Raw genomic sequence first — 25,935 nt, 5'->3', positions numbered from 1 at the left:
CCGGCCACTCCCCCGCCACGCGGATCACCGCATGTTACGAACGCAACACCGCGCTCCCGGCGATCAGCAGACGCTCAGTACACGTCCCGCACGTACCGCTTCTCCGTGGCGAGCTGCTTCACGTACGCCGCCGCGTCCTGCTCGCTCAGGCCGCCGTGGACGACGGCGATGTCGCGCAGGGCCTGGTCGACGTCCTTGGCCATGCGGGAGGCGTCGCCGCAGACGTAGAAGTGGGCGCCGTCCTGGAGCCAGGACCACAGGTGGGAGCCGTGTTCGCGCATGCGGTCCTGGACGTAGACCTTGGCGCGCTGGTCGCGGGAGAAGGCGGTGTCCAGGCGGGTCAGGGTGCCCTCGGCGAGGTGGGCGGTGAGGTCGTCCTCGTAGTAGAAGTCGGTGGCGCGGTGCTGTTCGCCGAAGAAGAGCCAGTTGGGGGCGCGGTGGCCGCGGGCGCGGCGTTCGTCGAGGAAGCCGACGAAGGGCGCGACGCCGGTGCCGGGGCCGACCATCACCATCGGGGTGGTCGGGGTGGCGGGCGGGCGGAAGTGCGGGGAGCGCTGGACGTGGACCGGTACCTCGGTGCCGGGTTCGGCGTCGGCGAGGAACGGGGAGCAGACGCCCTGGCGGGGGCGGCCGGCCAGGTTCTCGTAGCGGACGACGGAGACCGTCAGGGAGACCAGGTGGGGGTCGGTGAGGGGGCTGGAGGATATGGAATACAGGCGTGGTTGCAGGCGGCCCAGGGCGTCGGCCCACTCCTGCGCGTCGGCCCGTACGCCGAACTCGGCGACGACGTCGACGGCCTGCCGGCCCCAGGACCACTTGGCCAGCTCGCCCTTGTTGTCGGGGCGCAGCAGTTTGCGCAGCTCGCGCGGGTCGCGGGCGCGGTCTGCGACGAAGCGCAGCAGGTCGGGGGTGAGGCGGGTGATGTCGAGGTGGCGCAGCAGGGCGTCACCGAACGGGGTCTCGCCCACGCCGTCGAGGTGCACCGGCGCGTCCACGTGCAGGCCGGTCACCGCCAGCCACTCCGTGACGAGCCCGGCGGCGTTGAGGGGCCGTACGCCGAGGGCGTCGCCTGCTTCGTAGACGAGGGGTTCCTCGCTGTCACGGGTGTCGAAGGTGAAGCGGCGGACCTCCTTGTCCGCGCCGGGCAGGCTGAGCAGCCGGTTGCCGGTGAGGCGGGCGGTGACGGGGGCGGGCCGCTTGGAGCGGGAGGCCTTGGGCGCGTCGAGCACGGGCCGCGGGCTGTCGCGGAGGGCGGTGAGCACGTCGTCGAGCCAGGCGTGGGCGCTGGTCTCGTAGTCGGGTTCGCAGTCGGTACGAGGTGCCAGCCGGACCGCGCCCAGTTCGTCGAGGCGCTGGTCGAGGCGGCGGCCGTGTCCGCAGAAGTCGTCGTACGAGGAGTCCCCGAAGGCGAGGACGGCGTAACGGCGTCCTTCCAGGCGTTCGGCGTCGGGGGCGGCCAGGGTGTCCCAGAAGCCGGTGCCGTTGTCGGGGGCGTCGCCGTCGCCGAAGGTGCTGGTGATGAGGAGCAGGTCGGCGTCGGAGGGCAGGGTGGCGGGGTCGGCCTGGTCCATGGCGACGAGGGCAGCGGTGTGGCCGCCCGAGGTGAGGCGTTCGGCGGTGGCGGCCGCGAACTCCTCGGCGTTGCCGGTCTGTGAGGCCCAGAGGATCACGACGTGGCGGCGGGCCGCCTGCTGCGGGGCCGGCGCGGTGGCGGCCCTGGAGTACATGCCGGCGAGGGTGCCGTTGACCCACAGGGCGTGGTCGGGGCTGAAGGGGGCGTCGGGCGGCAGGACCGGTACACCGGGGGGGCCGGCGGGGATGCCGGCGAGGAAGCCGACGAGGTACTGGCGTTCGGTCTCGCTCAGGACCGGCGGCGGGGTGGGCTCGATGCCGAAGGCGGCGGCCGCGGAGGGCAGGACGGCGGCGGGCTCGACGGCCACGGGCGCCGGGGGCGCGGAGGTGGGCGTGGGCTCCGCGGCCGGTGTCGACACGGTGACCCGTGTGGCCACCCTGGTCAGCGAGACCGCGCACACCTTCAGTTCGGGCTGGAAGGACAGCGGATCGACGGCGTCGCTGGTCACCGCGTTGACACTGAGGTACTCGCCGAAGAGGTCGTTCCAGTGGAAGGGCGCGAAGCAGGAGCCGGGGCGGACCCGGTCGGTGACGACGGCGGGCAGGACGGCCCGGCCGCGCCGGGAGGCGACCTCCACCGAGTCGCCGTCGGTGATGCCGAGGCCGGCCGCGTCCTGCGGGTGGACCTCGACGAAGGGGCCGGGGTTGAGCTTGTTCAGCTTGGCCACCCTGGCGGTCTTGGTCAGGGTGTGCCACTGGTGCTGGAGGCGGCCGGTGTTCAGGATGTACGGGTAGTCGTCGTCCGGCATCTCGGCGGGCGGGAGGTGCGGGCGGGCGTGGAAGGCGGCGCGGCCACTGGGGGTGGGGAAGGTGAGCGTGCCGTCGTTGTCGACGTACCGGACGGGGTTGCGGTCGGGGCCGTCGGTGGTGGGGGCGGGCCACTGGACGGGGGTGGTGCGCAATCGGTCGTAGGTCACGCCGCGCAGGTCGTAGCCGGTCTTGGGGTTCCAGGCACCCTTGATCTCCTCGAAGACCTGTTCGGCACTGTCGTAGGAGAAGGCCTTCTCGAAGCCCATCTCGCGGGCGACGGCGGCGATGATCCGCCAGTCGGCCATGGCCTCGCCGGGCGGGTCGGCGGCGGGCTGGGCGAGGGTGAGGTTGCGCTCGCTGTTGATGAGGACGCCCTCGGTCTCGGTCCACAGCGCGGCGGGCAGGACGACATCGGCGTAGGCGCCCGTCTCGGTGTCGGCGAAGACGTCCTGGGTGATGACGAACTCGGCGGCCTCCAGGCCCTCGATCACGGTCTTGCGGTTGGCGACGGAGGCGACGGGGTTGGTGCAGATGATCCAGCAGGCCCTGATGTCGCCGTCGGCCATCTTCTGGAACATCTCGACGGTGCCCTTGCCGACGCCGTCGGCGCGGAGGGTGTCGGGGGGCAGGTCCCACAGCTCCTCGACGAAGGCGCGCTCGGCGTCGACGAGGACGGAGCGCTGGCCGGGCAGGCCGGGGCCCATGTAGCCCATCTCGCGGCCGCCCATGGCGTTGGGCTGGCCGGTGAGGGAGAAGGGGCCGCTGCCGGGGCGGCAGATCGCGCCGGTCGCCAGGTGCAGGTTGACCAGGGCGTTGGTGTTCCAGGTGCCGTGGGTGGACTGGTTGAGGCCCATCGTCCAGCAGCTGGTCCACTCCCCCGCCTCGCCGACCAGCCGGGCGGCCTCGCGCAGGTCGTCCTCGGGGATGCCGGTGATCTCGGCGACGGTCGCGGGCGGGTAGTCGGCGAGGAACTCCTCCATCGCCTCCCAGCCCTCGGTGTGGGCGGCTATGAAGTCGGGGTCGGTGTCGCCGTTCTCGTGCAGCAGGTGCAGCAGGCCGTTGAGCAGGGCGAGGTCGGTACCGGATTTGACCTGGAGGAACAGGTCGGCCTTCTCGGCGGTGGCGGTACGGCGCGGGTCGACGACGATCAGTTTGGCGCCCGCCGACTTCACGCGGTCCATCATGCGCAGGAAGAGGATCGGGTGGCAGTCGGCCATGTTCGAGCCGATGACGAGGAAGAGATCCGCCTTGTCGAAGTCCTGGTACGAGCCGGGCGGGCCGTCCGCGCCGAGGGACAGCTTGTATCCGGTGCCTGCGCTGGCCATGCACAGCCGGGAGTTCGACTCGATCTGGTTGGTGCGCAGGAAGCCCTTGGCCAGCTTGTTCGCGAGGTACTGCGCCTCGAGGCTCATCTGGCCGGAGACGTAGAGGGCGACCGCGTCCGGGCCGTGCTCGTCGACGATGCTGCGCAGGCGGCGGGCGGTCTCGGTGATCGCCGCGTCGACGGGCGCGGGCTCCGGCTCCTCACCCCGGTCGGACCGCACGAGGGCGCTGGTCAGCCGGCCGGGGGCGGACAGCATGTCGGCGGTGGTGGCGCCCTTGGTGCACAGTCGGCCGAAGTTCGCGGGGTGCTCCTTGTCGCCGGACGCCTTCAGGACGCTGCGGCGGCCGTCGGGGCCCGTGGCGATGTCCAGGACCATGCCGCAGCCCACCCCGCAGTACGAGCAGACCGTCCGCACCTTCGATGTGCGGTCGTTCGGCGAGTCCGGCGCGGCCACGGGCGCCCCCCCCTTCGCTGTGTTCGACATGGTTCGACCGTTACCCGACCCTACGGAGAGCTCATTACGCCGGTGTCTCTTTGATCGATCATGTGGAGTTAAGGGAGACGCACAGGGCGGAAACTGCCGGTGTGAGCAGGGCCGCGAGGCGAAGCGCGTGAGGAACGTCACCCCGGGCGCGGGGGCTGCGGGGACCTTCCGCCGGGTCAGCTCACGTGTGCGGCGAACGCCTCGTACGCCCGCTCGTCGAAGAGGACGAAGCTGACCCCTTCGACGGCGGTCGGTGTGGCGCGTACCGTCTCGACGGCGATGCGGGCGCCGTCGTCGAGGGGCCAGCCGTAGATGCCGGTGGAGATCGCGGGGAACGCGACGGTGCGGGCGCCCAGTTCGTCGGCGACCCGCAATGACTCCCGGTAGCAGGAGGCGAGTTGTTCGGAGCGGTCGTCGGCGGCGGACCAGACCGGGCCGACGGTGTGGATGACCCACTGTGCGTCCAGTTCCCCGGCGGTCGTGGCGACCGCCTGGCCGGTGGGCAGGCCCTTGCCGTACCGCGAGGCGCGTAGCTTGCGGCAGGCGTCGAGGATCGCGGGGCCGCCGCGCCGGTGGATGGCGCCGTCGACGCCTCCGCCGCCGAGCAGCGAGGAGTTCGCCGCGTTGACGATGGCGTCGACGGACTGCCGGGTGATGTCGCCCTGGACGAGGGTGATGGTGGTCATGGCTGTCTCTATACCAGCCCGGGGTCCTGTCACCAGGTCACGGGCAGTGACCTCAGGCCCTGGATGGCGGGCGGACGTCGAGCGGGGCAGGGTGTCCTCGGGCTCGGTGAGGCGTGGCGTGGCCCGGGGAGCCGGTCGAGAGAGCGGGCGGGCCGATCTGGAGTGCGGCGCCGGCGAGGGACTGGCCCGCGCACCGGTGGAGCCCATGCCCGAAGGCCAGGTGTCCGGGCGCGTCCCCCCGCTGGATGCCGGTGGGCGGCCGGTCGGGCCCCTACGGCCGTTGCCGCAGCCTCCGCCAGACGGCCTTCGCCGCGTTGTGGCCGGACATGCCGTGCACGCCCGGTCCCGGTGGGGTGGCCGAGGAGCAGATGAAGACGGCCGGGTGCGGGGTGGCGTACGGGGACAGGGACAGCTTGGGGCGGAGCATGACCTGGAGTCCGCGGACCGCGCCGGAGCCGATGTCGCCGCCGACGTAGTTGGCGTTGCGGGCGGCCAGTTGGGGTGGGCCCGCGGTGGCGCGGGCGAGGACACGGTCGCGGAACCCGGGCGCGAAGCGCTCCAGCTGGCGCTCTATGGCGTCGGTGAGGTCGCCGGTCCAGCCGTTGGGGACGTGGCCGTACGCCCAGAAGACCTGCTTGCCCTCCGGGGCGCGGGTCGGGTCGACGAGGCTGGGCTGGACCGTGATCATGAACGGCCGGTCGGGGGCGCGGCCCTCGACGGACGCGGCGCGCAGGGCCGTGTCGATCTCCTGGCTGGTGGCGCCGATCTGCACGGTGCCCGCGGTGCGTGCCTCCTGCGCGGTCCACGGCACGGGTCCGTCGAGGGCGTAGTCGACCTTGAACACTCCGGAGCCGTACCGGTAGCCCTCGTAGAAGCGGCCGAAGCCGGCGATACGGGCCAGTGCGGTGGGCGAGGTGTCGAAGACGTAGGCGCGGGCGGGCGGCAGGTCGTCGAGGCGTTTGACCTCGTAGTCGGTGTGGATGGTGCCGCCGAGGTCCTTCAGGTGGGCGGCGAGGGCGTCGGAGATGGCCTGGGAGCCGCCGCGGGCCACGGGCCAGCCGCGGGCGTGTGCGGCGAGGGCGAAGACCAGGCCGATGGCGCCGGTGGCGAGGCCCGAGAGCGGGGCCATGACGTGCGCGACGAGTCCGGAGAACAGGGCCTTGGCCCGTTCGTCGCGGAAGCGGCGCATCAGCCAGGTCGACGGGGGCAGCCCGACGAGCCCGAAGCGGGCCAGCGTCACCGGGTCGCGGGGCAGCGCGGTCGACGGCAGGGACATGAAATCGCGGACCAGGGTGTCCCACCGGGGCAGGAACGGCTCGACCAGCCTGCGGTACGCGCCCGCGTCACGGGGCCCGAACGAGGCGGCCGTCTCACCGACCGACCGGGACAGCACGGCGGCGGTGCCGTCGGGGAACGGGTGGGCCATGGGCAGCTCGGCGTGCAGCCACTGAAGGCCGTACCGCTCCAGGGGCAGGGCGCGGAACGCGGGTGAGTTGATGCCGAGCGGGTGGGCCGCGGAGCACGGGTCGTGGTGGAAGCCCGGCAGGGTGAGCTCCTCGGTGCGGGCACCCCCGCCCACGGTGTCCCTGGCCTCGAAGAGGGCCACGGAGAACCCGCGGCGGGCCAGCTCCACGGCGGCGGTCAGTCCGTTCGGCCCCGCACCCACCACGACAGCATCGAGCATTGACGACACCTTCGGACCCCTTCGTCAGCCGATGGCCACTGGGGATCAGGATATGCCGGTGGACTGACAACGATCGCGGCGCGGGGGGAGTCGGCCGGGTGACGGGGTGATTCCGCCGCGGGCCGGGGGGTGATCACCGGTCGGAGGCGGTCAGGCACCGTGATCTCCCCGGCGGACGGCGCCGCCCGCAGATCAGGCTCCGCCCGACAGCAGCCCCGCCACCCGCCGTGCCGTGGCCGCGTCCCGTGCCGCCGTGAAGGGCAGGGTGTTGCCGCCCGTGATGCGGAACGGCTCGCCCGTGAGGGTCAGGTGGGCGCCGCCCGCCTCCTCGACGAGGAGGATGCCCGCCGCGTGGTCCCAGGCGGCCTCCCAGGAGAAGGCGGTGGCATCCGACTCGCCCCGGGCGACGGCGAGATACTCCAGGCCCGCGGAGCCGCAGGCGCGGGGGGCGACGCCGTCCGTCCACAGGCCGAGGAGGGCGTGCTTCTGCTCGTCGGTGGTGTAGTCGGGGTGGGAGGTGGCCACCGTCAGGTCCCGGCCGGGGGCCGGCGGGCCGGCGAACAGCCGCTCGCCGTCGAGGAAGGCACCGCCGCCCCGTACGGCCGTGGCCAGTTGGTCGCGGGCGGGGGCGTACGTCCAGGAGGCGAGCAGGACTCCGCGCCGCGCGAGCGCGACCAGGGTGCAGAAGCCGTCGTCGCCGTGCACGAACTGCCGGGTCCCGTCGACGGGGTCGACGATCCAGACGGGCGCGTCGCCCTGGAGCGCCTCGTAGCTGGCGGGGTTGGCGTGCACCGCCTCCTCGCCGACCACGACGGAGCCGGGCAGCAGGGTGCTGAGCACCTCGGTGAGATACAGCTCGGCCCGGCGGTCGGCGTCCGTCACCAGGTCGTGCGGGCCGTTCTTCTCGTCGACCTCGTGCGCGGCGAGCCGGCGGAAGCGCGGCATGATCTCGACCGCGGCGGCCTTGCGGACCGCGTCCTCCACGTCGGCCGAGTGGCGGTCGAGAAACTCGTCGATGGTTTCCGTGTCTTGGATCATGCCTCCCATGAGAGCACGCGCCACTGACAATCCTCACCCGCCTGGTGCACTCCGGGTGGAATCACCATGAACACCCTGCGCCGCAACAGCCGATTCACCGGCCCACCGCGTACCCCTGCATGCCTCGCGGGTTCGCGGCCGCCGACAGGATCCCGGTCCGGGGATCCCGGGCGACCACGCAGAGCCGTCCCTCGGACCAGGGCGGTCCGACGGTCACCTCGTGGCCCCGGCGCGTCAGCTCGGCGCCGATCCCGGGGTCCATGCGGGCCTCCACGGTGACGCTGCCCGGTCGCATGCCGCGGGGGTAGAAGGAGCCGGGGAAGCTGTCGTTGTGCCAGTTCGGAGCGTCGATCGCGCCCTGGAGGTCGAGGCCACCGCGCACGGACGCGCGCAGGGCGACCGCCAGGAAGAAGTGCAGCTGCCACTGGTCCTGCTGGTCCCCGCCGGGCGTACCGAACGCCATGACCGGCACTCCGTCGCGCAGGGCGAGGGAGGGGGTGAGCGTGGTGCGCGGGCGGCGGCCGGGCGTCAGCGTGTTCGGCAGCCCCTCCTCCAGCCAGGTCATCTGCAGCCGCGTACCGAGCGGGAAGCCCAGTTCGGGAACGACCGGGTTGGACTGGAGCCAGCCACCACTGGGCGTGGCGGCGACCATGTTGCCCCAGCGGTCGACGACGTCGAGGTGGCAGGTGTCGCCACGGGTGCTCCCGTCGCCGCGCACGACAGCGTCACGCATGTCCGGTTCCCCCGGCACAGGCGACGCCGGATGCTTGGCGACCGTCGGTTCGCCCACCCCCATCGGGCTGAGGCGGGGCTCGTCGGAGAGGACCACGCGCGCGTGGGCGCTGAGGCGCGGGGTCCGTCCGCCAGGGCTGCCGGGCCGCAGCTCGTGGGAGGCCGTGTCGCCGACGAGCTTGCGCCGCTCCGCGTTGTACTCCGCCGACAGCAGCGCGTGGAGCGGCACCTCTGCGGCGTCCCCGTACCAGGCCTCCCGGTCGGCCATGGCGAGCTTGCAGCCCTCGACGAGGAGATGGACGTAGTCGGCGCAACCGTGGTCAGGCAGTTCGGGCGGGAGCAGCGCGAGCTGCTGGAGGAGGACGGGGCCCTGGCTCCAGGGGCCGGCCTTGCACACGGTCCAGCCGTTCCAGTCGTACGTCGCCGGTGCCTCGTAGGTGGCGGACCAGCCGGCGAGGTCGGCGGCGGTGAGTGTGCCGGTGTGGCGTTCGCCGCTGGTGTCCAGGGTGGGCCGGCCCGCCTGCCGTACCAGAGCCTCGGCGACGAAGCCGGTGCGCCACACCTCCCGCGCGGTCTCGATCTGCGCCTCCCGGTCCCCCGCCCCGGCCACCTCGGCGAGCAGGCGCTTCCAGGTCGCGGCGAGGGCGGGGTTGCGCAGCAGCTCACCCGGGCGGGGCGCCTTCCCTCCGGGCAGGTACACCTCGGCCGACGAGGTCCACTCCGTCTCGAACAGCTCACGGACCGTCTCGACGGTCGCACCGACGTTGTCCACGGGCGCGTGCCCGTGGTCGGCGTATCCGACGGCGTACTTCAGGACGTCGGCGAGGGACTTGGTGCCGTGGTCGCGCAGCAGGAGCATCCAGGCGTCGAAGGCGCCCGGCACGGCCGCGGCGAGCGGACCGGTGCCGGGTACGAGATCCAGGCCGAGCCCCTTGTAGTGGGCGACGGTGGACCGGGCCGGCGCCACGCCCTGCCCGCACAGCACCCGCACCTCGCCGCCCGCCGGGGCGAGCAGGATCGGCACCTCTCCCGCGGGCCCGTTGAGGTGCGGCTCGACGACGTGCAGCACGAAGGCGCCCGCCACGGCCGCGTCATAGGCGTTGCCGCCGTCCTCCAGGACGGCCATGGCGGACTGCGAGGCCAGCCAGTGGGTGGAGGACACCATGCCGAAGGTGCCCTGAAGAGTGGGACGGGTGGTGAACACCTCTCACCTCGCTGCTCGCCTGGCGGTCGGTTCGACCACCTGTGCCTACCTCAGGTACGAGTCAGGCATGCATACCGGCCATGCGCGAGCGGAGGGTGAGCGTGCCGTCCGGCCTGCGGTCGACGCGCGTGCCGTGGGCGCGGCCGACCCGGTCCAGGGTGGCCCGCAGCCACTCGGTGTCCTCGGGCGAGGCGTGCTCCAGCCGCATCCGCCGTGCCTGGAAGGGCACCATCCGCACCCCGGCCGGCGTGCCGGTGCCGGGCTGAGCCGGGTCGAGCGTGACGAGGTACAGCAGCCGCAGATCGTCGCGGTACCGCTCGTATCCGCCGATCCCCTCGTAGTCGTCGACGAAGTCGCCGCACCCGTACAGGATGAGCTTTCCCCGGTACCTCTCCAGCGGGCGCGGATGGTGGGAGGAGTGTCCGTGCACCACGTCCGCTTGGCCGTCGACGAGGGCGCGGGCGAAGCGGACTTCGTCACGGGACACGCCGTAGCCCCAGTTGGCGCCCCAGTGGACCGACACCACCACGATGTCGCCCGGGCGTCTCAACCGCCGTATCCGGCCGGTGAGTTCGGCCGCAGCGGCGGCGGACGGCCCGGTCACGAGATCCACGCCCCCGCGCCGGTCGGTCGCGGCCCATTCGTGCGGGATGCCGCTGGACGGCATCCCGCAGGAGAAGACCAGTACGCGGCCGCCGCCGTGCACCGGGACGACCGCCGGCTGCCGCGCCTGCCGCGCGCCGCGTCCCGCGCCCGCCGTCCTGAGCCGGGCGTCCGCCAGGGCGGTGAGCGTCTCGTCGAGTCCGGAGGGCCCGAAGTCCAGGACGTGGTTGTTGGCGAGCGTGCAGACGTCGGGGCGGGCGGCCGCCAGGCACGGCAGGTTGGCGGGGTTCATGCGGTAGTGGACCTCCTTGTCGGGCGCGAAGGAGCCGTCCTGCGTCACGCTGGTCTCCAGGTTGACGATCCGGACGTCGGGCGCGGCCCGGTCGAGGACCTCGAGTGCCTCGCCCCAGGGCCAGGAGAAGCTCACCGGCCGCGGGATCGGCCCGTTCGCCGCCTCGGCCAGTTCGACGTAGGCGTGGGCGTCGCGGACGTACGTCTCGCGCAGGACGGGGTCGCCCGGGTGCGGGAGGATCTGGTCGACGCCCCGGCCCAGCATCACGTCACCGCAGAGGGACAGCGTGACGCTCATGATCGCGGGCCCGGTCAGGCCGCCGCGTGGGGAGCCGGCGCCATGTGGTCGGTGAACCAGTCCCGGGCCAGTTCCGTGACCTGCTCCAGGGCGCCGGGTTCGGCGAAGAGGTGGGTGGCGCCGGGGACGACCGCGAGCCGGTTCTCGCAGTGCAGCCGGGACTGTGCCTCCTGGTTCAGCTCGAGTACCTGCCGGTCCAGCCCTCCTACGATCAGCAGCGTGGGTGCCGTCACCGCCGGCAGCCGTGGCGCCGCCAGGTCGGGCCTGCCGCCCCGGGAGACGATCGCGGCGATCCGTGCGCCGGGCTCGGCGGCCGCGCCCAGCGCAGCGGCGGCGCCGGTGCTGGCGCCGAAGTAGCCGACGGGGAGCCCTTCGGTCCCGGGCCGGGCCAGCAGCCAGCGGGTGGCGTCGGCCAGGCGCCGGGCCAGCAGGACGGTGTCGAAGACGTTGGCCCGGTCGGTCTCCTCGTCCTCGGTGAGCAGGTCGAACAGCAGGGTGCCGAGCCCGGCCCGGTTCAGTCCGGCGGCGACGAACCGGTTGCGGGGGCTGTTGCGGCCGCTGCCGCTGCCGTGGGCGAAGACCACGATCCCGGGCGCGCCCTCGGGCACCGTCAGCTGCCCGGGCAGCACCGTCGCACCGGCCCGCACCTGCACGTCCACTGCCCGGTCCTCGGGCAGGGCGGCGGTGTGCTCCGCGCCCACCGGGCGGGCGACGGCCGCTTCCAGACAGGCGACGACCTCATGGTCACCGGTCTGGGTGAAGTCGTCGTAGTACGGGCCGATCGCGAAGAAGCCCCAGGGGGTGTGCAGGCACACCAGTTCGTCGGCGTCGTCGCCCAGCCGCTCGGTCCAGTCCGGCGGTGCCACGGGGACCGCCAGCACGATCCGCACCGCGCCCCGGGCACGGGCGATCCAGAGGGCCGCGCGCGCCGTCGACCCCGTGGCCACGCCGTCGTCGACCACCACGGCCGTGCGGCCCCGGAGCCCGATCGAGGACCTGCTGCCCCGGTAGCGCCTGGCGCGGCTCTCCAGAATCCCCCGCTCACGCTCCTCGACCTGCGCCAGCTCGTCCGGGGTGACGCCGGCCCCGCGCATCACGTCGTCGTTGATCACGCGCGCACCGCCCTCGCCGATCGCCCCCATTCCCAGCTCCGGCTGGGACGGCACGCCCAGCTTGCGCACCAGGCAGACGTCCAGGGGCGCGCTCAGCGCCCGAGCGACCTCGGCGGCCACGGGAACGCCTCCTCGGGGCAGCCCCAGCACGACCACGTCGGTGCCCTCGAGGTGCTTCAGCCGGGCGGCCAGTTGCCGGCCGGCGTCACGACGATCGGTGAAGTACACGGTCCGGCCCTCCTTGCACGGCCCCGCACCTCCATCCTCGCCCCTGCGGAAGGGAAGCGCAGCACCACGCGAAGCGCGTCAGCCATGCGGTTCCTAGACTGAGAGGCATGGTCCGGCCCAACGACGAGGTCGAGGCGCTCCTGCAGGAGTACGCGGACCTCATCGCCGTCACCGGAGGCGACGCGTTCAAGGCCCGCGCCTACGAGAAGGCCGCGCGCGCGATCGGCGGGCACCCCGCCGACGTCTCCCGCCTCGATGTCGCGGGCCTCAGGGAGATCCCGAACGTGGGCAGGTCGATCGCCGAGAAGGTCGTCGAGTACTTCCGTACCGGCAACATCGCGGCGGTCGAGGAGCGGCGGGCCACGATTCCCGCCGGGGTACGGCAGCTCATGACCATCCCCACCCTCGGCCCGAAGAAGGCGATGGCGCTCTACGAGGACCTGCGCATCTCGTCGGTGGGCGAGCTGACCGACGCCATCAAGGAGGAGCGGCTGCGCGACCTGAAGGGCTTCGGGGAGCGGACCGAGGAGAACATCCTGCACGGCATCGCCCTCATGCGGCAGGCCGGCGAGCGGATCCTGCTGAGCACCGCCACGGAGGCCGCCGAGGAGATCGTCGCGGCGCTCTCCGGGATCGGCGGCTGTGAGAACTGCGCCCCTGCCGGATCGCTGCGCCGCGTGAGGGAGACCGTCGGCGACATCGACGTCCTCGTCGCCGCCGACCGGTCGGAGCCCTTCATGGACGCGCTCACCGAGCTGCCCTCCACCGCCGAGGTGATCGCACACGGCCGGAAGAAGACCTCGGTCCGTACCGTGCAGGGAGTCCAGGTCGACCTGCGGGTGGTGCCGCCGGACTCGTGGGGCGCCGCTCTGCAGTACTTCACCGGCTCGAAGGCGCACAACATCCGCACCCGCACCATCGCCGTCCACCTCGGGCTGAAGCTCTCCGAGTACGGCCTGTTCGAAGTCGAGGGCGGCAGGCGGGTCGCGTCCCGGTCCGAGGACGAGGTGTACGCAAGGCTCGGCCTGCCGTGGATCCCGCCCACGTTGCGCGAGGACCGGGGGGAGATCGAGGCGGGCCTGCGCGACGAACTGCCCGAGGTGGTGACGGAGGGGGACATCAAGGGTGATCTGCACACCCACACCGACCTCACCGACGGCCTCGCCCCGTTGGAGGAGATGGTGGCGGCGGCCGCCGAGCGGGGGTACGCGTACTACGCCGTCACCGACCACGCGCCCAACATGTACATGCAGCGCATGACCGATGCGAAGATCCTCGCCCAGCGTGAGCGCGTGCGGTCACTGGACGGCGAACACCACGGGATGCGGCTGCTGCACGGAACCGAGCTGAACATCGGCCCCGAGGGCGAGGTGGACTGGCCCGACGAGTTCCTCCGGGGCTTCGACCTCTGCGTGGCCTCGGTGCACTCCCACTTCGGCATCGGCCGTGAGGCGATGACCCGGCGGATCGTACGCGCCTGCGAGAACCCGCACGTCAACGTCATCGGCCACCCCACCACGCGTCTGATCGGCAGACGGCCGGGCATCGACGCCGACCTCGACGAGGTGTTCGCCGCCTGTGCCCGCACGGGTACGGCGCTGGAGGTCAACGCCCAGCCCGACCGGCTCGACCTGAGCGACGAGGACATCCTCCGCGCCAGGAGCGTCGGGGCGAAGTTCGCCGTCGACAGCGACGCCCACTCCCTGCGCCACCTCGCCTACCTCCGCTACGGGATCGGCCTGGCGCAGCGCGGATGGCTCACCCAGGACGACGTGATCAACACCTGGCCGCTACGGAGGCTGCGCCGGTTCCTGCGCAAGGAACGGCCGAACTAGCAAGTTGAACCCACAACAACGTGCCGGACATAACGGGACACATGACGTATCGTCAACCGGCCTCCGTCACCGCGCCGGTACGGAGCGAGTTCGCACTTCCAACCCACCGGTAGTCATGTGAAACTGTCGTCCCGTCCGCAGTGCGGACTCCTTCCGCACCGTCCCCCACGAAAAGTGCGCCGTGCGTTCTCTCCCCCTGCCGCTCACCCTGACCGCGCGCCTGTCCCCCGTCGTCGTGCTCGCCTGCGCGGGCTGGGCGCTGACGTCCGGCCCGCTCGCCCCGGCGCCGGCCGCCGAACACGAGCCGGCCACCAGGACGGCCAAGCAGTCGTCGGCCTCGGCGCCGTCGACGTCGGCGGAGACCAAGACGTACGCCGCGGCCCCCGCGCCGTGCGCCAGTGTGGCCGCGAGCACGGTGAAGTCCCTCGTGCCGGGCGCCAAGGCGGGCGGCAAGGAGATCCCCTCGACGGACACGAACGTGCGCCGCACCTGCTCGTGGAACGCGCTCAAGGGATACGACTACCGCTGGCTCGACGTCTCCTTCGAGATCACCGACTCGGACGCCGAGGCGACACGGTCCTACACGGACCGCGTGAAGGAGAAGAGCGGCGGAGGCGAGGTCCCCGGGCTCGGCGACTCCGCGTACTCCATCGTGAACCTCACCACCGAGGACAAGCAGCAGACGCGTGAGGGGACGGTCCTGGTCCGCGCCTCCAACGCCCTGGTGATCATCACCTACAACGGCAGCGACTTCGAGTCGAAGAAGGCACCCAGCACGGATGTGATCAACAAGGGCGCCATCAAGGCCGCGAAGGACGCGGTGGCCGCGCTGGAGGGCGGCCAGACGAACTGACCGCCCTCCCCCGGGCACGCGTCACGCGTCGGCCGTCTCCCGACCCCGGCCCCGCAGCAGCAGCATCAGCGCCACGTACAGCACCATCGAGGTGCCCAGGCCCACCGCCCAGCCGTAGTCGGCGAGCGGCTCCAGGGCCGGAACGGGCCGGCCGTCGATCAGCGGCTTGAAGCTGGCACCGCCGACGGCCAGCACACCGCCGGCCAGGAAGGCGACGACGGCTCGCCAGTTCCAGCCGTTCTCGTACCAGTAGCGGCCGCCGCTGCGGTAGAGGTCCGCCAGCACCAGCCGACCACGGCGCAGAATCCAGTAGTCGGCGATGAGGATGCCCGCGACCGTGCCGAGCAGACCGCCGACCAGGCCGAGCCAGGTGAAGATGTAGCCCTGCGGGTCGGAGTACAGCTTCCACGGGAAGATCAGCACCCCGAGGACGCAGGTGGCGAGCGCTCCGGCCCGGAAACTGACCTTCCGGGGCGCGATGTTGGAGAAGTCGAAAGCCGGCGAGACGAGGTTGGCCGCGATGTTCACGGACAGCGTCGCCACCAGCACGGTCACCAGCGCGAAGAGCAGGCCCACGACGTTGTCCGTCTTCGCGGCGAGCTGTACCGGGTCCCAGATCGTCTCGCCGTACACGGCCTGCGAACCGGAGGTGACCATCACCGACAGCAGCGCGAACAGCGTCATCGTGGTCGGCAGACCGAGCGCCTGCCCCCAGGTCTGCGCCCTCTGACTCTTGCCGTAACGGGTGAAATCCGGGATGTTCAGGCTCAAAGTGGACCAAAAGCCGATCATGCCCATGAGTGAGGGCCAGAACAGCTTCCAGAAGTCGCCGCCCCAGCCGAGCTTGGACGGCTGGTCGAGCAGCGGACCGAAGCCGCCCGCCTTGTTGCTCATCCAGACCAGCATCACGAAGGCACCGACGAGCACGAAGGGCGCCGCCCAGTTCTCGAAGCGGCGGATGGTCTCCATGCCCCGGTAGATGATCGCGACCTGGAGCACCCAGAAGATCGCGAACGACAGCCACATCGTCCACGCGTAGCCGCCGACCTTGCCGACGTCGGTCCAGCCGCTGCCGATCAGCTTCCCGGCGAGGAAGTAGATCGCCTCACCGCCGATCCAGGTCTGGATGCCGAACCAGCCGCACGCCACCAACGCCCGGACGACGGCGGGCAGGTTGGCGCCGCGGATGCCGAAGGACGCACGGGCGAAGACCGGGAAGGGGATGCCGTACTTGGGTCCCGCGTGTCCGGTGAGCAGCATCGGGACCAGCACGATCACGTTGGCGAGCGCGATGGTGAGCACGGCCTGCTTCCAGTCCATGCCGACCGCGATCAGACCGGAGGCCAGGGTCCACGAGGCCGTGTTGTGGGCCATGCCGACCCACAGCGCGGAGAAGTTGTACGTGGTCCAGGTGCGCTTCTCGACGGGGACCGGCAGCAGGTCCTCGTTGGCGTACGGGCCGCTGGGCAGCGGCGAACCAGGAGCGATCTCCACCCGGCCGTCGGCGAGGGTGACTTGTGTGGACGGCGGTATGGCCGTGGGAACGGTGTCGGTCATGGGCAGGCCAATCAAACGAGGGGCGGATCCGGAAAGGCCGTGCGGGTCTCCGGCCCCCTCCCTCGCCGGGGACGGCGGGGAGGGGAGAACTGGAGTGGGGGGTGGGGAGGTTGTCGATCCTGGTTGCGGGTCAGCCGTTGACGGCGGGGATCACCGTCGTGCCGTACGCGTCGATGACCTTCTCCTGCGCGTCGTGCATGTCGTAGACGGCGAACTGGTCGACGCCCAGCTCGCGCAGGGCGTTCAGCTTCTCGATGTGCTTCTCGACCGGTCCGACGAGACAGAACCGGTCGACGATCTCGTCCGGCACGAACTGGGTGTCCGGGTTGTCGGCACGCCCGTGGTGGGAGTAGTCGTACCCCTCACGGGCCTTGATGTAGTCGGTGAGCTCGTCGGGTACGGCCCCCGAGTGCTCGCCGTACTTCGACACCAGGTCGGCGACATGGTTGCCGACCATCCCGCCGAACCACCGGCACTGCTCCCGAGCGTGGGCGAGCGCCTCGGGCGAGTCGTCGTCGGTGACGTACGCGGGGGCGGCGACGCAGATCTTCACCTCGGACGGGTCACGCCCGGCGGCGACGGCCGCGTCCTTGACCGCCTTCACCATGGACTCGGTGAGGTACAGGTCGGCGAGCTGGAGGATGAACCCGTCGGCCTCCTCGCCGGTCATCTTCAGCGCCTTGGGGCCGTACGCGGCCATCCAGACGGGGAGTTCGGCACCCTCCTTGATCCACGGGAACCTGATCACCGTACCGCCGAGGTCGGCCTCTCCCCCGCTGCCGAGGGCCCGGATGACCTTCATCGCCTCGCTGATGCGGGCCAGCGTGTTGGGCTTGCGGCCCGCGACGCGCATCGCGGAGTCGCCGCGGCCGATGCCGCAGACGGTGCGGTTGCCGAACATGTCGTTGAGGGTGGCGAAGGTGGAGGCGGTGACCTCCCACGTGCGGGTGCCCGGGTTGGTGACCATCGGACCGACCGTCAACTTCGTGGTGTTCGCCAGGATCTGACTGTAGATCACGAACGGCTCCTGCCAGAGCACGGCGGAGTCGAACGTCCAGCCGTACGTGAAGCCGCTCTGCTCGGCGCGCTTCATCAGGCTGATGACCCGCGAGGCCGGCGGGTCGGTCTGCAGGACAAGTCCGAAGTCCATGGGGTCCATCGCGCCCTTCCTAGTTGAGGTACTGACAGGTGGACCGCGGGGTGTAGACGCCGTGACCCGCGCGCCCGGTGTACTCCCGCTCGGTGATGACGGGTTCGCCACGTGAGAGAACCGTCTCGACACGGCCGGTGACGCTCTTGCCCTCGTACGCCGAGTAGTCGACGTTCATGTGGTGGGTCACGGCGGACAGGACCTGCTCGGCGTTCGGGTCGTAGATCACGACGTCGGCGTCCGCGCCCGGGGCGATGGTGCCCTTCTTCGGGTACATGCCGAACATGCGGGCGGGGGTGGCGCAGGCGATCTCGATCCAGCGGCGGCGCGAGATGTGCCCGTCGACGACGGCCTGGTGGAGCAGGTCCATACGGTTCTCGACCCCCGGCAGACCGTTGGGGATCTTGGAGAAGTCGCCCCGGCCGAGCTCCTTCTGGCCCACGAAGCAGAAGGGGCAGTGGTCGGTGGAGACCACCTGGAGGTCGTTGGTGCGCAGGCCCCGCCACAGCGCGGCCTGGTGTTCCTTCGGCCTGAGCGGGGTCGAGCACACGTACTTGGCGCCCTCGAAGTCGGGTTCGGCGAGGTTGTCGGTCGACAGGAACAGGTACTGCGGGCAGGTCTCGCCGAAGACGTTCAGCCCCTCGTCGCGCGCCCTGGTCAGTTCGGCGACCGCCTCCTGCGCCGAGACGTGCACGACGTACAGGGGCGCACCCGCGACCTGCGCGAGCTTGATGGCGCGGTGGGTGGCCTCGGCCTCCAGGAGGGCCTTGCGGACCTCGCCGTGGTAGCGCGGGTCGGTCTCGCCGCGGGCCAGCGCCTGCTCCACGAGCACGTCGATGGCGATGCCGTTCTCGGCGTGCATCATGATCAGCCCGCCGTTCTCGGCGGAGCGCTGCATGGCGCGCAGGATCTGGCCGTCGTCGCTGTAGAAGACGCCCGGGTAGGCCATGAACTGCTTGAAGGAGGAGACGCCCTCCTCGATCAGCAGGTCCATCTCCTTGAGCGTGTCCTGGTTCACGTCGGAGACGATCATGTGGAAGCCGTAGTCGATGGCGCAGTTGCCCTCGGCCTTGGCGTGCCAGGCGTCCAGGCCCTCGCGCAGGGTGTGGCCGACGGACTGCACCGCGAAGTCGACGATGGTCGTCGTGCCGCCCCAGGCGGCGGCCCGGGTGCCGGTCTCGAAGGTGTCGGAGGCGAAGGTGCCGCCGAACGGCAGCTCCATGTGGGTGTGGGCGTCGACCCCGCCCGGGATGACGTACTTCCCGGTCGCGTCGATGACGCGCTCGGCCGTCCAGGCCCCGGCGGCGGGGGTGCCGGATGCGGCGAGGGCGGCGATTCGGCCGTCCTCGATGAGGACGTCGGCGTGGATCTCGTCGGACGCGGTGATGACGAGGCCATTCCGGATGACGGTACGGCTGCTCATGCGTGACGCTCCGCTGGGTGTGGTGGAAAAGTGCGGGTCGTATGTGGCTGGTCGCGCAGTTCCCCGCGCCCCTGAGGGCTGCGCCCTTCAGGCGGCGCGGGGCCTCGTTTGTTTTACGGTGCCGTCAGCGGGCCGTATGCCTCCGGGCGGCGGTCGCGGTAGAACTGCCAGCGGTCGCGGACCTCGCGGAGCTTGGCCAGGTCCAGGTCGCGGACGACGAGCTCGGTCTCCTTGTCGCCGGCGACCTCGCCTACGAACTGGGCCTCCGGATCGACGAAGTAGCTCGTCCCGTAGAAGTCGTTGTCGCCCAGGTCCTCGACGCCGACCCGGTTGATCGCGCCGACGAAGTACTCGTTGGCGACGGCCGCAGCCGGCTGCTCCAGCTGCCACAGGTAGCGCGAGAGGCCGCGCGAGGTGGCCGAGGGGTTGAAGACGATCTCGGCACCCTCCAGGCCGAGCGCCCGCCAGCCCTCCGGGAAGTGGCGGTCGTAGCAGATGTAGACGCCGATCTTGCCGACGGCGGTCTCGAAGACCGGCCAGCCGGCGTTGCCCGGGCGGAAGTAGAACTTCTCCCAGAAGCCGGGGACCTGCGGGATGTGGTGCTTGCGGTACTTGCCGAGGTACGAGCCGTCCGCGTCGATCACGGCCGCCGTGTTGTAGAGAACGCCGGGCTGCTCCTCCTCGTACATCGGCAGGATCAGGACGATGCCCAGTTCCCTCGCGAGCGCCTGGAAACGCTTGACGATGGGGCCGTCGGGGATCTGCTCCGCGTACTCGTAGAACGCCTTGTCCTGGACCTGGCAGAAGTAGGGCCCGTAGAACAGCTCCTGGAAGCACAGGACCTGAGCACCCTGCGCGGCCGCGTCGCGGGCCGCCTGCTCGTGTACCTGGATCATCGATTCCTTGTCGCCGGTCCAGGCGGTCTGGAAGAGGGCGGCACGGATCACTTGGCTCATCGGGACCTCCGGTCGCTCGGTGTGCGAGAAGGCTAGGAAGTCCGCGAGCAGGCTTTGAGTTGCACCGTGTCACGTCTGCGGGCGTGTGGCGTGCCACGGTGTCACGCCTTCGCCGTCCCATGTTTCACCGCCGTTTTCCCAGGTCGTTCCATGTTTCACCCCTGTTGCGCGTCGTGTGCGAGGAGCGCGATGTGCACCGACGCCGCCTGCTCGAAGTCGTCGAGGTCGACGCCGAGCCGGCCTTGTATCGCCTCCAGGCGGCGGTACAGCGCGGGGCGGGAGACGTGGTGGAGCTGGGCGGTGCGGGACTTGTTGCGGCCGGTGGCGAGGTAGGTCCGCAGGACGGACAGCAGGTCCTCGTCGGCCGCGCACAGCAGCCCGTCCAGCTCACGCTCAGCGAAGGACTGCACCTGCGGGTCGTCCCGCAGCAGCCGGATCAGGCCGCGCAGATGGACGTCCCTGAGCCGTACGACGGCCGGGAGGTCGAGCGCCGCCGAGGAGTCGGCCACGGCGTCCGCGACGTGCTGCGCCTCGCGCAGCCCGGCGGGCACGTCGTCCCAGGCGGTACGGGCGTCGGCGGCGGCGACCGTGCGGACGGCGCCGGTCTCCGTGCGCAGCCGGGCCGCGAAGTGGGCCACCAGCGCCTGGGCGTCCTGGTCGCGGGCGAGGCTCAGCAGCACGGCGGTCGCCCCGTCGGCCAGCTCGGCGACGAGCCCGGACAGCCCCAGCATCCGCAGGACCCGGTCGAGCCCGGCGGGTTCGCTGTCGCGCACGACCAGCGGGACGAAGGTGCGCCGGTTGACGGGCAGTCCGGCGGCCCGCGCGCGGGGCAGCAGTTGCCTGGCCGGTACGACCCCGGAGACCAGGTCGGTCAGCAGGCTCTGCGCGGACTGCTCCTCCCAGGTGTGGGCGGAGTTGCCGCCGAGCATGCGGTGCAGGACGAGGGCCTCGGCGGCGCGGTCGGCGAGGAGTCGTCCCGTAGCGGTGTCGCCGCGGTACCCGCACAGCATGATCTCGCCCCACCGCTCTCCGCGCCCGCCCAGCTCGGCCCGGATCCAGCCGTCGCCCTCGCTGCCGCCGGCCTGGCGGGCGATGCGTTCCCAGTCGCGCAGCACGTCGTCCACCGCGGGCCGCTCCCCCGCGGTGGCGAGGACGCGGTGGGCGAGGTTGGTGACGACGACGGGGCAGGCGCTGTGCTGGGCGACCTCGTCGAGGAGGCGTTGCAGCGGTGCGCCCGCCGTGATGAGCCCGGTGAGCGCCGTACGGACGGACTCGGAGAGGCTGACCGCGGCGAACTTCCGCCTGACCAGCCGGGCCTGCACCTCCTCCGTCAGCTCGGCGAAGGGGAAGGGCCGGTGGAGCACGATCATGGGCAGCCCGCACCGCTCGGCGGCCCGGCGCATCACCTCCGGCGGGGAGGGGAAGGCGCGGCCGAGTCCGAGGACGACGGCCGCGGCCTCGGCGCGGTGCAGGGACTGCACGTACTCGACCTGCTTGGCCTCGTCCCCGGCGAGCAGCACCCCGGTGGTGAGCACCATCTCGCCGCCGCTGAGCATCACGCCGACGTCGGGCGCCTCGGCGACGTGCACCCAGCGCACCGGCCGGTCCAGCTGGCCGGCGCCGGCCACCACCTCGGGCTCCCCGGCCAGTACCCGCTCCAGGGTGAGGACCTGGCGGACCGACAGGGCGGGCTCCAGGGGTTCCGTGGGCTCCAGCGGGTCCAGGGGCTCCAGGGTGGCGGTCATGGCACTCTTCCCTTGCTGGGCTCTGTGACTACGAGGTGCTCCGCAGAGCCTGTTCGAGGATCGCGGCGCCCTCCTCGGCCTCCGCGACGGTGAGGGACAGCGGTGGGGCGACGCGCAGGGCGCTGGTGTTGTGGCCGCCGCCCTTGCCGATCAGCAGGCCGCCCTCGCGGGCCGCCTCCAGCACCGCGGCCGCGCGCTCCGGGTCGGCGTCGTCCGTGCCGGGCCTGACCAGTTCGACGCCGAGCATCAGTCCCCGGCCGCGCACCTCCCGTACGCCCGGCACCTGGGCGGCGACCGCCCGCAGCCGCTCGAGGAGCAGTCCGCCGACCCGGCGGGCGTTGCCCTGGAGGTCGTGTTCCAGCAGATAGGCGAGGTTGGCGAGGCCGGCGACCATGGTGACCTGGGTGCCGCCGAACGTCGAGATGCTGTTGGCGTCCAGGCAGTTCATGATCTCGGAGCGGGCGATCACGCCGCCGATGGAGGTGCCGTTGCCGATGCCCTTGGCGAAGGTGACGATGTCCGGCGGGCCGCTCTGCCCATGGGCCTGCCAGCCCCAGAAGTGCTCGCCGGTGCGTCCCCAGCCGGTCTGCACCTCGTCGGCGATCCACAGGATGCCGCGCTCCTTCAGCACCTCGCGGAAGGCGGCGTACAGGCCGTCCGGGGGCGAGGTGAAGCCGCCGACGCCCTGGATGGGCTCGGCGATCAGGGCGGCGGGCGGGCGGGTGTGGCCGAGCAGGTCCTTGAGGTCGTCGACGCAGGCGGCGATGAAGGCGTCGTCGTCGAGCCCGGCGTAGGGGCCCCGGGTGCGTACGCCGCCGTGGACGTACAGCGTCTGCAGCGGTGACAGGGAGGTCGGGGACCAGCCGCGGTTGCCGGTGATGCCGACCGCGCTGAAGGAGCGGCCGTGGTAGCTGTTGCGCATCGCCAGGATGGTGTTGCTGCGGCGGTAGGCCGTCGCCAGCAACAGCGCCGTGTCGTTGGCCTCGGTGCCGGAGGTGGTGAAGAAGACACGCGCGTCGGGGATGCCGCTCAACTGGGCGATCCGCTCGGCGAGTTCGACCATCGGCCGGTTCAGGTAGAGGGTCGACGAGTGGATGATCCGCCCGGCCTGCTCGCTGACCGCCTTGGTCACCTCGGGCAGGGCGTGCGCGGTCATGGTGGTGAGGATGCCGCCGAAGAAGTCGAGGTACTTGTTGCCGTCGGCGTCCCAGACGTGGCGGCCCTCGCCGTGCGTGATCTCGAGCGGGTCCTCGTAGTAGAGGGCGAGCCAGTCCGGCAGGACGCCCCGATGGCGGGCGTAGAGATCGCTCACGGCTGCACCAGCCCTTCGTAGGCGTCGGGGCGGCGGTCGCGGTAGAAGGCCCACGTCTGCCGCACTTCCTCGATGAGGTCGAAGTCGAGGTCGCGGACGAGAAGTTCCTCCGTCCTGTCGCTGGCGACGTCCCCCACGAACTGACCGCGTGGGTCGACGAAGTAGCTCGTGCCGTAGAAGTCGTTGTCGCCGTACTCCTCCACGCCGACCCGGTTGATCGCGGCGATGAAGTACTCGTTGGCGACGGCCGCGGCGGGCTGTTCCAGGCGCCAGAGGTGGGAGGAGAGCCCGCGGTGGGTGGCGGAGGGGTTGTAGACGAGCTGGGCACCGTTGATGCCGAGCTGCCGCCAGCCTTCGGGGAAGTGCCGGTCGTAGCAGATGTAGACCCCGACCTTCCCGACGGCGGTGTCGAAGACGGGCCAGCCGATGTTGCCCGGGCGGAAGTAGTACTTCTCCCAGAAGCCCTTGACCTGGGGGATGTGGTGCTTGCGGTACTTGCCGAGGTAGGAGCCGTCGGCGTCGATCACGGCGGCGGTGTTGTAGTAGAAGCCCGACTGCTCGATCTCGAACACCGGCACGACAACGACCATGCCGGTCTCCCGGGCGAGCTCCTGCATACGACGCACCGTGGGCCCGTCCGGGACCGGCTCGGCCCAGCGGTAGTGCTCGGCGTCCTGGACCTGGCAGAAGTAGGGCGCGTTGAAGACTTCCTGGAACCCGATGACCTTGGCGCCCAGCCGGGCCGCCTCGCGGGCGTGCTCTTCGTGTTTCGCCACCATGGACGCGGTGTCGCCGGTCCAGGTGGCCTGTACCAGAGCGGCGCGAACGACGTTGGCCATGAGCTGCTCCTTCGACGGGACGCCAGAGCCTCTACGCCCGTAGAAGGCGGGCCGTAGAGGCACGAACGTAAGCCTCACCGGCAGCCTTGCCAAGACCATCGCCGTTAACCCGCTGAGTCCATCCCGTTTCGCACTCCTGTGGGTGAGTGGTGGGGCGGGCGAGGGGGATGCGGCGGGTGGGGCGTCAGGTGCTGTGCCCGGCGACCCTGAGGGCGTGGACCAGGTCCCAGTGGCGCTCGTCCGACACGCCACGTGCGGCCTCGACGAGCAGCGGGACGAGGGTCTCGGGGTCCACGTCGGCACTGCGGGCCGCCTCCTCCGGGGTGCGGACCCGCACGTACGCGTCGAGCAGCGCCCGCACCTCACGCCGCCGCCCCTCCGCCGCCAGCCCCAGGACGGCCTCACCTATCTCCCGGGCGGGCCGGGCGACGCCCTGCCGCAGGATCTGCTCCCCGTCGCCCGTGCGCCCCGCCGCGGCCAGCGCGTCCGCCGCGGCGACGAGCCGGTCCGCGGGCAGCGAGGCCGCCTCCCAGAGCAGCGTCACCCAGTCCGCGCCGAGACCGGCGTACTGGAGCTCCGCCGCGAGCAGCGGAAAGCGTGCGGCCGGCCAGTACGCGATCTCCACCAGCAGCGCATGCGCCTCACCGCTGCGACTCTCCGCACGAAGCCCCACCAGCCGCCGCACCGTCTCGACGGTCTCCCGCCGCGCCCCGTCGTCCCCCACCGGCTCACCCCGACGCTCCTCCCGCCCCACCGCCTCGGCCGCCCCGGCGAACCTCGCTCCCCGCGGGGTACGGCCGGTCGGGGCGGAGGGCGCGGGCAGCGTCGGCACGACGGCCTCCGGCGGTACGACGGATGCGGCGGCCTCTTCCTCAACCATCCCGGCGAAGCGGGCGCCGCCACGGCGACGCTTGCGTTGCTTGGGAATGGGGGCGGGGGTCGGCTCCGGGGGGTTGGGCTCGGTGCGGCCCGGATCGGCGACGGCGGGCCTGTGGGCGGCGGCCAGCGGGGCAGTGGGCTCTTCACCGGGTGCATGGTGGTGCGGGGTGCGGTGAACGGAGGTGAGGGAGGCGGGGGCGCCGTGCCGATAGGGGCTGGCCGCGGTGCGGGCACCGTGTCCGAGAGGTTCTCCCAGGGCCCGGGTGCCGTACCCGGAGGCTTCACCCGAGGGCTGGGTGCCGTACGCCGAGGTTTCCAGGGCCGGGGTGCCGTACGCGGAAGCCTCCAGGGCCGGGGTGCCGAACGCGGAGGCTTCGGCCGAGGGCTGGGCGCTGTGGGCGGCGGCCGCCGAGCCGCGGGCCCCGTAGTGGTCGGAGGCGGCCGGTGAGCGCGTCGCGTGGCCGCGTGCGGCGGCATCGTGGTGACCGTAGCCGCGTGCGGCGGCATCCTGGTGAGGGCGGTAACCGCGTACGGCTGTGCCGCGGGGGTCGCGGTCGCCCGCGGCCGAGTCTTCGGCGCCGTACCCTCGGGCGGCGTAGTCGCGCGAGGTGTGTCCGGTGCCGGCGGGGCCCTGAGCGCCGTGCCCACCCGCGCCCACCGAACCCGCCGCACCGCCCGCGCTCCCCCGCTGTATCGCGTGCGTGTCCCACACCTGGCCGACACCTGCCCGTCGGTCCAACTCCGTCATACGTGAACGGAGTTCGGCGCATCGGGCGGTCGCCCGGTCGTGGTCGTCGCGGGCCCAGGCGAGGTCGAGGCGGATGGCGTCGGCGTCGGCCTGGGGCGCGGCGCCGGCGAGCATCCGCCCCAGCTCGGCCTGCCGTTCCGCCGCGTACTTCTGTTCGCGGAGCATGACATCGAGCCGGTCGCCGAGGGCGTCACGGCCGCCGGGCCGGGCGTCGTACGCGATGAGTGCGGCGGCGTGCAGGGAGCGGGCCCGTTCCGTCTCCTGTGTGGCGGCGTGGGGACCGTAGGTCGCGGCGAGGTCCTGGAGCAGTGCCACCATGACGTCCCAGGGCGGCAGTTCGCGCCCGTCGAGGCAGGCCTGCATGCCTTCGGGATCGCGCTGCCAGAACACCCCGCACCAGCCGCCACCCTGGTCAAGGCGCGCCAGCAGACCGTCCAGGTAGTTCGCGAACTCCCGTACTTCTCGTGGGAGTTGATCCACAGCCATCGCTCAACTCCCGCCAGACCGGAGCACTCCGGTCCGTAGGCAACACCAGTTGCGTTACGGGCGGGCTACAGCCACTTTTCAACGGG

17 protein-coding genes are annotated in these 25,935 nt (G+C 71.9%); 2 read left to right on the top strand and 15 right to left on the bottom strand.

Annotated features, from left to right (window positions below; genetic code table 11):
* Window positions 1-74: 74 nt before the first annotated feature.
* The 7 genes from AC067M_RS41635 to AC067M_RS41605 all read right to left on the bottom strand — a co-directional run bounded on the left by AC067M_RS41635 (window position 75) and on the right by AC067M_RS41605 (window position 12,066).
* Window positions 75-4,190 carry a molybdopterin-dependent oxidoreductase gene (locus AC067M_RS41635; RefSeq protein ID WP_478702201.1) on the bottom strand — a complete coding sequence of 1,372 codons (4,116 nt, stop codon included), beginning with the start codon at window positions 4,188-4,190 and terminating at the stop codon, window positions 75-77.
* Window positions 4,191-4,366: 176 nt separating this feature from the next.
* Window positions 4,367-4,876 (bottom strand): O-acetyl-ADP-ribose deacetylase, encoded by a 510-nt coding sequence (locus AC067M_RS41630; RefSeq protein WP_478702200.1) that lies wholly within the window; start codon window positions 4,874-4,876, stop codon window positions 4,367-4,369.
* Window positions 4,877-5,147: 271 nt separating this feature from the next.
* Window positions 5,148-6,560 (bottom strand): phytoene desaturase family protein, encoded by a 1,413-nt coding sequence (locus AC067M_RS41625; RefSeq protein WP_478702199.1) that lies wholly within the window; start codon window positions 6,558-6,560, stop codon window positions 5,148-5,150.
* Between the two features lie 192 nt (window positions 6,561-6,752).
* On the bottom strand, window positions 6,753-7,598 hold the full coding sequence (locus AC067M_RS41620; RefSeq protein ID WP_478702198.1) for an inositol monophosphatase family protein: 846 nt from the start codon (window positions 7,596-7,598) through the stop codon (window positions 6,753-6,755).
* Between the two features lie 94 nt (window positions 7,599-7,692).
* Window positions 7,693-9,534, bottom strand: coding sequence for a gamma-glutamyltransferase family protein (locus tag AC067M_RS41615; protein ID WP_478702197.1), 1,842 nt, complete (start codon window positions 9,532-9,534; stop codon window positions 7,693-7,695).
* Between the two features lie 61 nt (window positions 9,535-9,595).
* The gene (locus AC067M_RS41610) at window positions 9,596-10,726 is read right to left on the bottom strand and encodes a CapA family protein (protein WP_478702196.1); all 1,131 of its coding nucleotides are present in this window, start codon (window positions 10,724-10,726) and stop codon (window positions 9,596-9,598) included.
* A gap of 14 nt (window positions 10,727-10,740) precedes the next feature.
* Window positions 10,741-12,066 (bottom strand): phosphoribosyltransferase family protein, encoded by a 1,326-nt coding sequence (locus AC067M_RS41605; protein ID WP_478702195.1) that lies wholly within the window; start codon window positions 12,064-12,066, stop codon window positions 10,741-10,743.
* A 107-nt stretch (window positions 12,067-12,173) separates the two neighbouring features.
* Between AC067M_RS41605 and polX the strand changes: the two genes are divergently transcribed.
* Together polX and AC067M_RS41595 are read left to right on the top strand one after the other, a co-directional pair.
* A complete protein-coding gene (gene polX, locus AC067M_RS41600) occupies window positions 12,174-13,901 on the top strand; it encodes a DNA polymerase/3'-5' exonuclease PolX (RefSeq protein ID WP_478702194.1) in 1,728 nt (575 codons plus the stop codon).
* A 181-nt stretch (window positions 13,902-14,082) separates the two neighbouring features.
* Complete coding sequence (locus AC067M_RS41595) at window positions 14,083-14,754, top strand: hypothetical protein (protein ID WP_478702193.1); 672 nt, start codon at window positions 14,083-14,085, stop codon at window positions 14,752-14,754.
* Between the two features lie 21 nt (window positions 14,755-14,775).
* Here AC067M_RS41595 and AC067M_RS41590 read toward each other — a convergent pair whose 3' ends face one another.
* The 8 genes from AC067M_RS41590 to AC067M_RS41555 all read right to left on the bottom strand — a co-directional run bounded on the left by AC067M_RS41590 (window position 14,776) and on the right by AC067M_RS41555 (window position 25,849).
* Window positions 14,776-16,311 (bottom strand): NCS1 family nucleobase:cation symporter-1, encoded by a 1,536-nt coding sequence (locus AC067M_RS41590; protein ID WP_478702192.1) that lies wholly within the window; start codon window positions 16,309-16,311, stop codon window positions 14,776-14,778.
* Window positions 16,312-16,441: 130 nt separating this feature from the next.
* A complete protein-coding gene (locus tag AC067M_RS41585; RefSeq protein ID WP_478702191.1) occupies window positions 16,442-17,461 on the bottom strand; it encodes a TIGR03842 family LLM class F420-dependent oxidoreductase in 1,020 nt (339 codons plus the stop codon).
* A 19-nt stretch (window positions 17,462-17,480) separates the two neighbouring features.
* Window positions 17,481-18,884 (bottom strand): dihydropyrimidinase, encoded by a 1,404-nt coding sequence (gene hydA, locus AC067M_RS41580; protein WP_478702190.1) that lies wholly within the window; start codon window positions 18,882-18,884, stop codon window positions 17,481-17,483.
* A gap of 113 nt (window positions 18,885-18,997) precedes the next feature.
* Complete coding sequence (locus tag AC067M_RS41575; RefSeq protein ID WP_478702189.1) at window positions 18,998-19,840, bottom strand: nitrilase-related carbon-nitrogen hydrolase; 843 nt, start codon at window positions 19,838-19,840, stop codon at window positions 18,998-19,000.
* 155 nt (window positions 19,841-19,995) lie between these two features.
* Window positions 19,996-21,585 (bottom strand): PucR family transcriptional regulator, encoded by a 1,590-nt coding sequence (locus tag AC067M_RS41570; RefSeq protein ID WP_478702188.1) that lies wholly within the window; start codon window positions 21,583-21,585, stop codon window positions 19,996-19,998.
* A 28-nt stretch (window positions 21,586-21,613) separates the two neighbouring features.
* On the bottom strand, window positions 21,614-22,897 hold the full coding sequence (locus AC067M_RS41565) for an aspartate aminotransferase family protein (RefSeq protein ID WP_478702187.1): 1,284 nt from the start codon (window positions 22,895-22,897) through the stop codon (window positions 21,614-21,616).
* Window positions 22,894-23,736: a nitrilase-related carbon-nitrogen hydrolase gene (locus tag AC067M_RS41560; protein WP_478702186.1), complete on the bottom strand. Its 843-nt coding sequence runs from the start codon at window positions 23,734-23,736 to the stop codon at window positions 22,894-22,896. Before AC067M_RS41560 ends, AC067M_RS41565 begins: the two co-directional genes overlap by 4 nt.
* 184 nt (window positions 23,737-23,920) lie before the next feature.
* Entirely contained in the window at window positions 23,921-25,849 is a 1,929-nt protein-coding gene (locus tag AC067M_RS41555; RefSeq protein WP_478702185.1) for a hypothetical protein, read from the bottom strand.
* Between the last annotated feature and the right edge of the window lie 86 nt (window positions 25,850-25,935).

The organism is Streptomyces sp. NPDC043427, from assembly GCF_056436655.1.
This window is presented reverse-complemented; position numbering and strand designations above follow the sequence as displayed.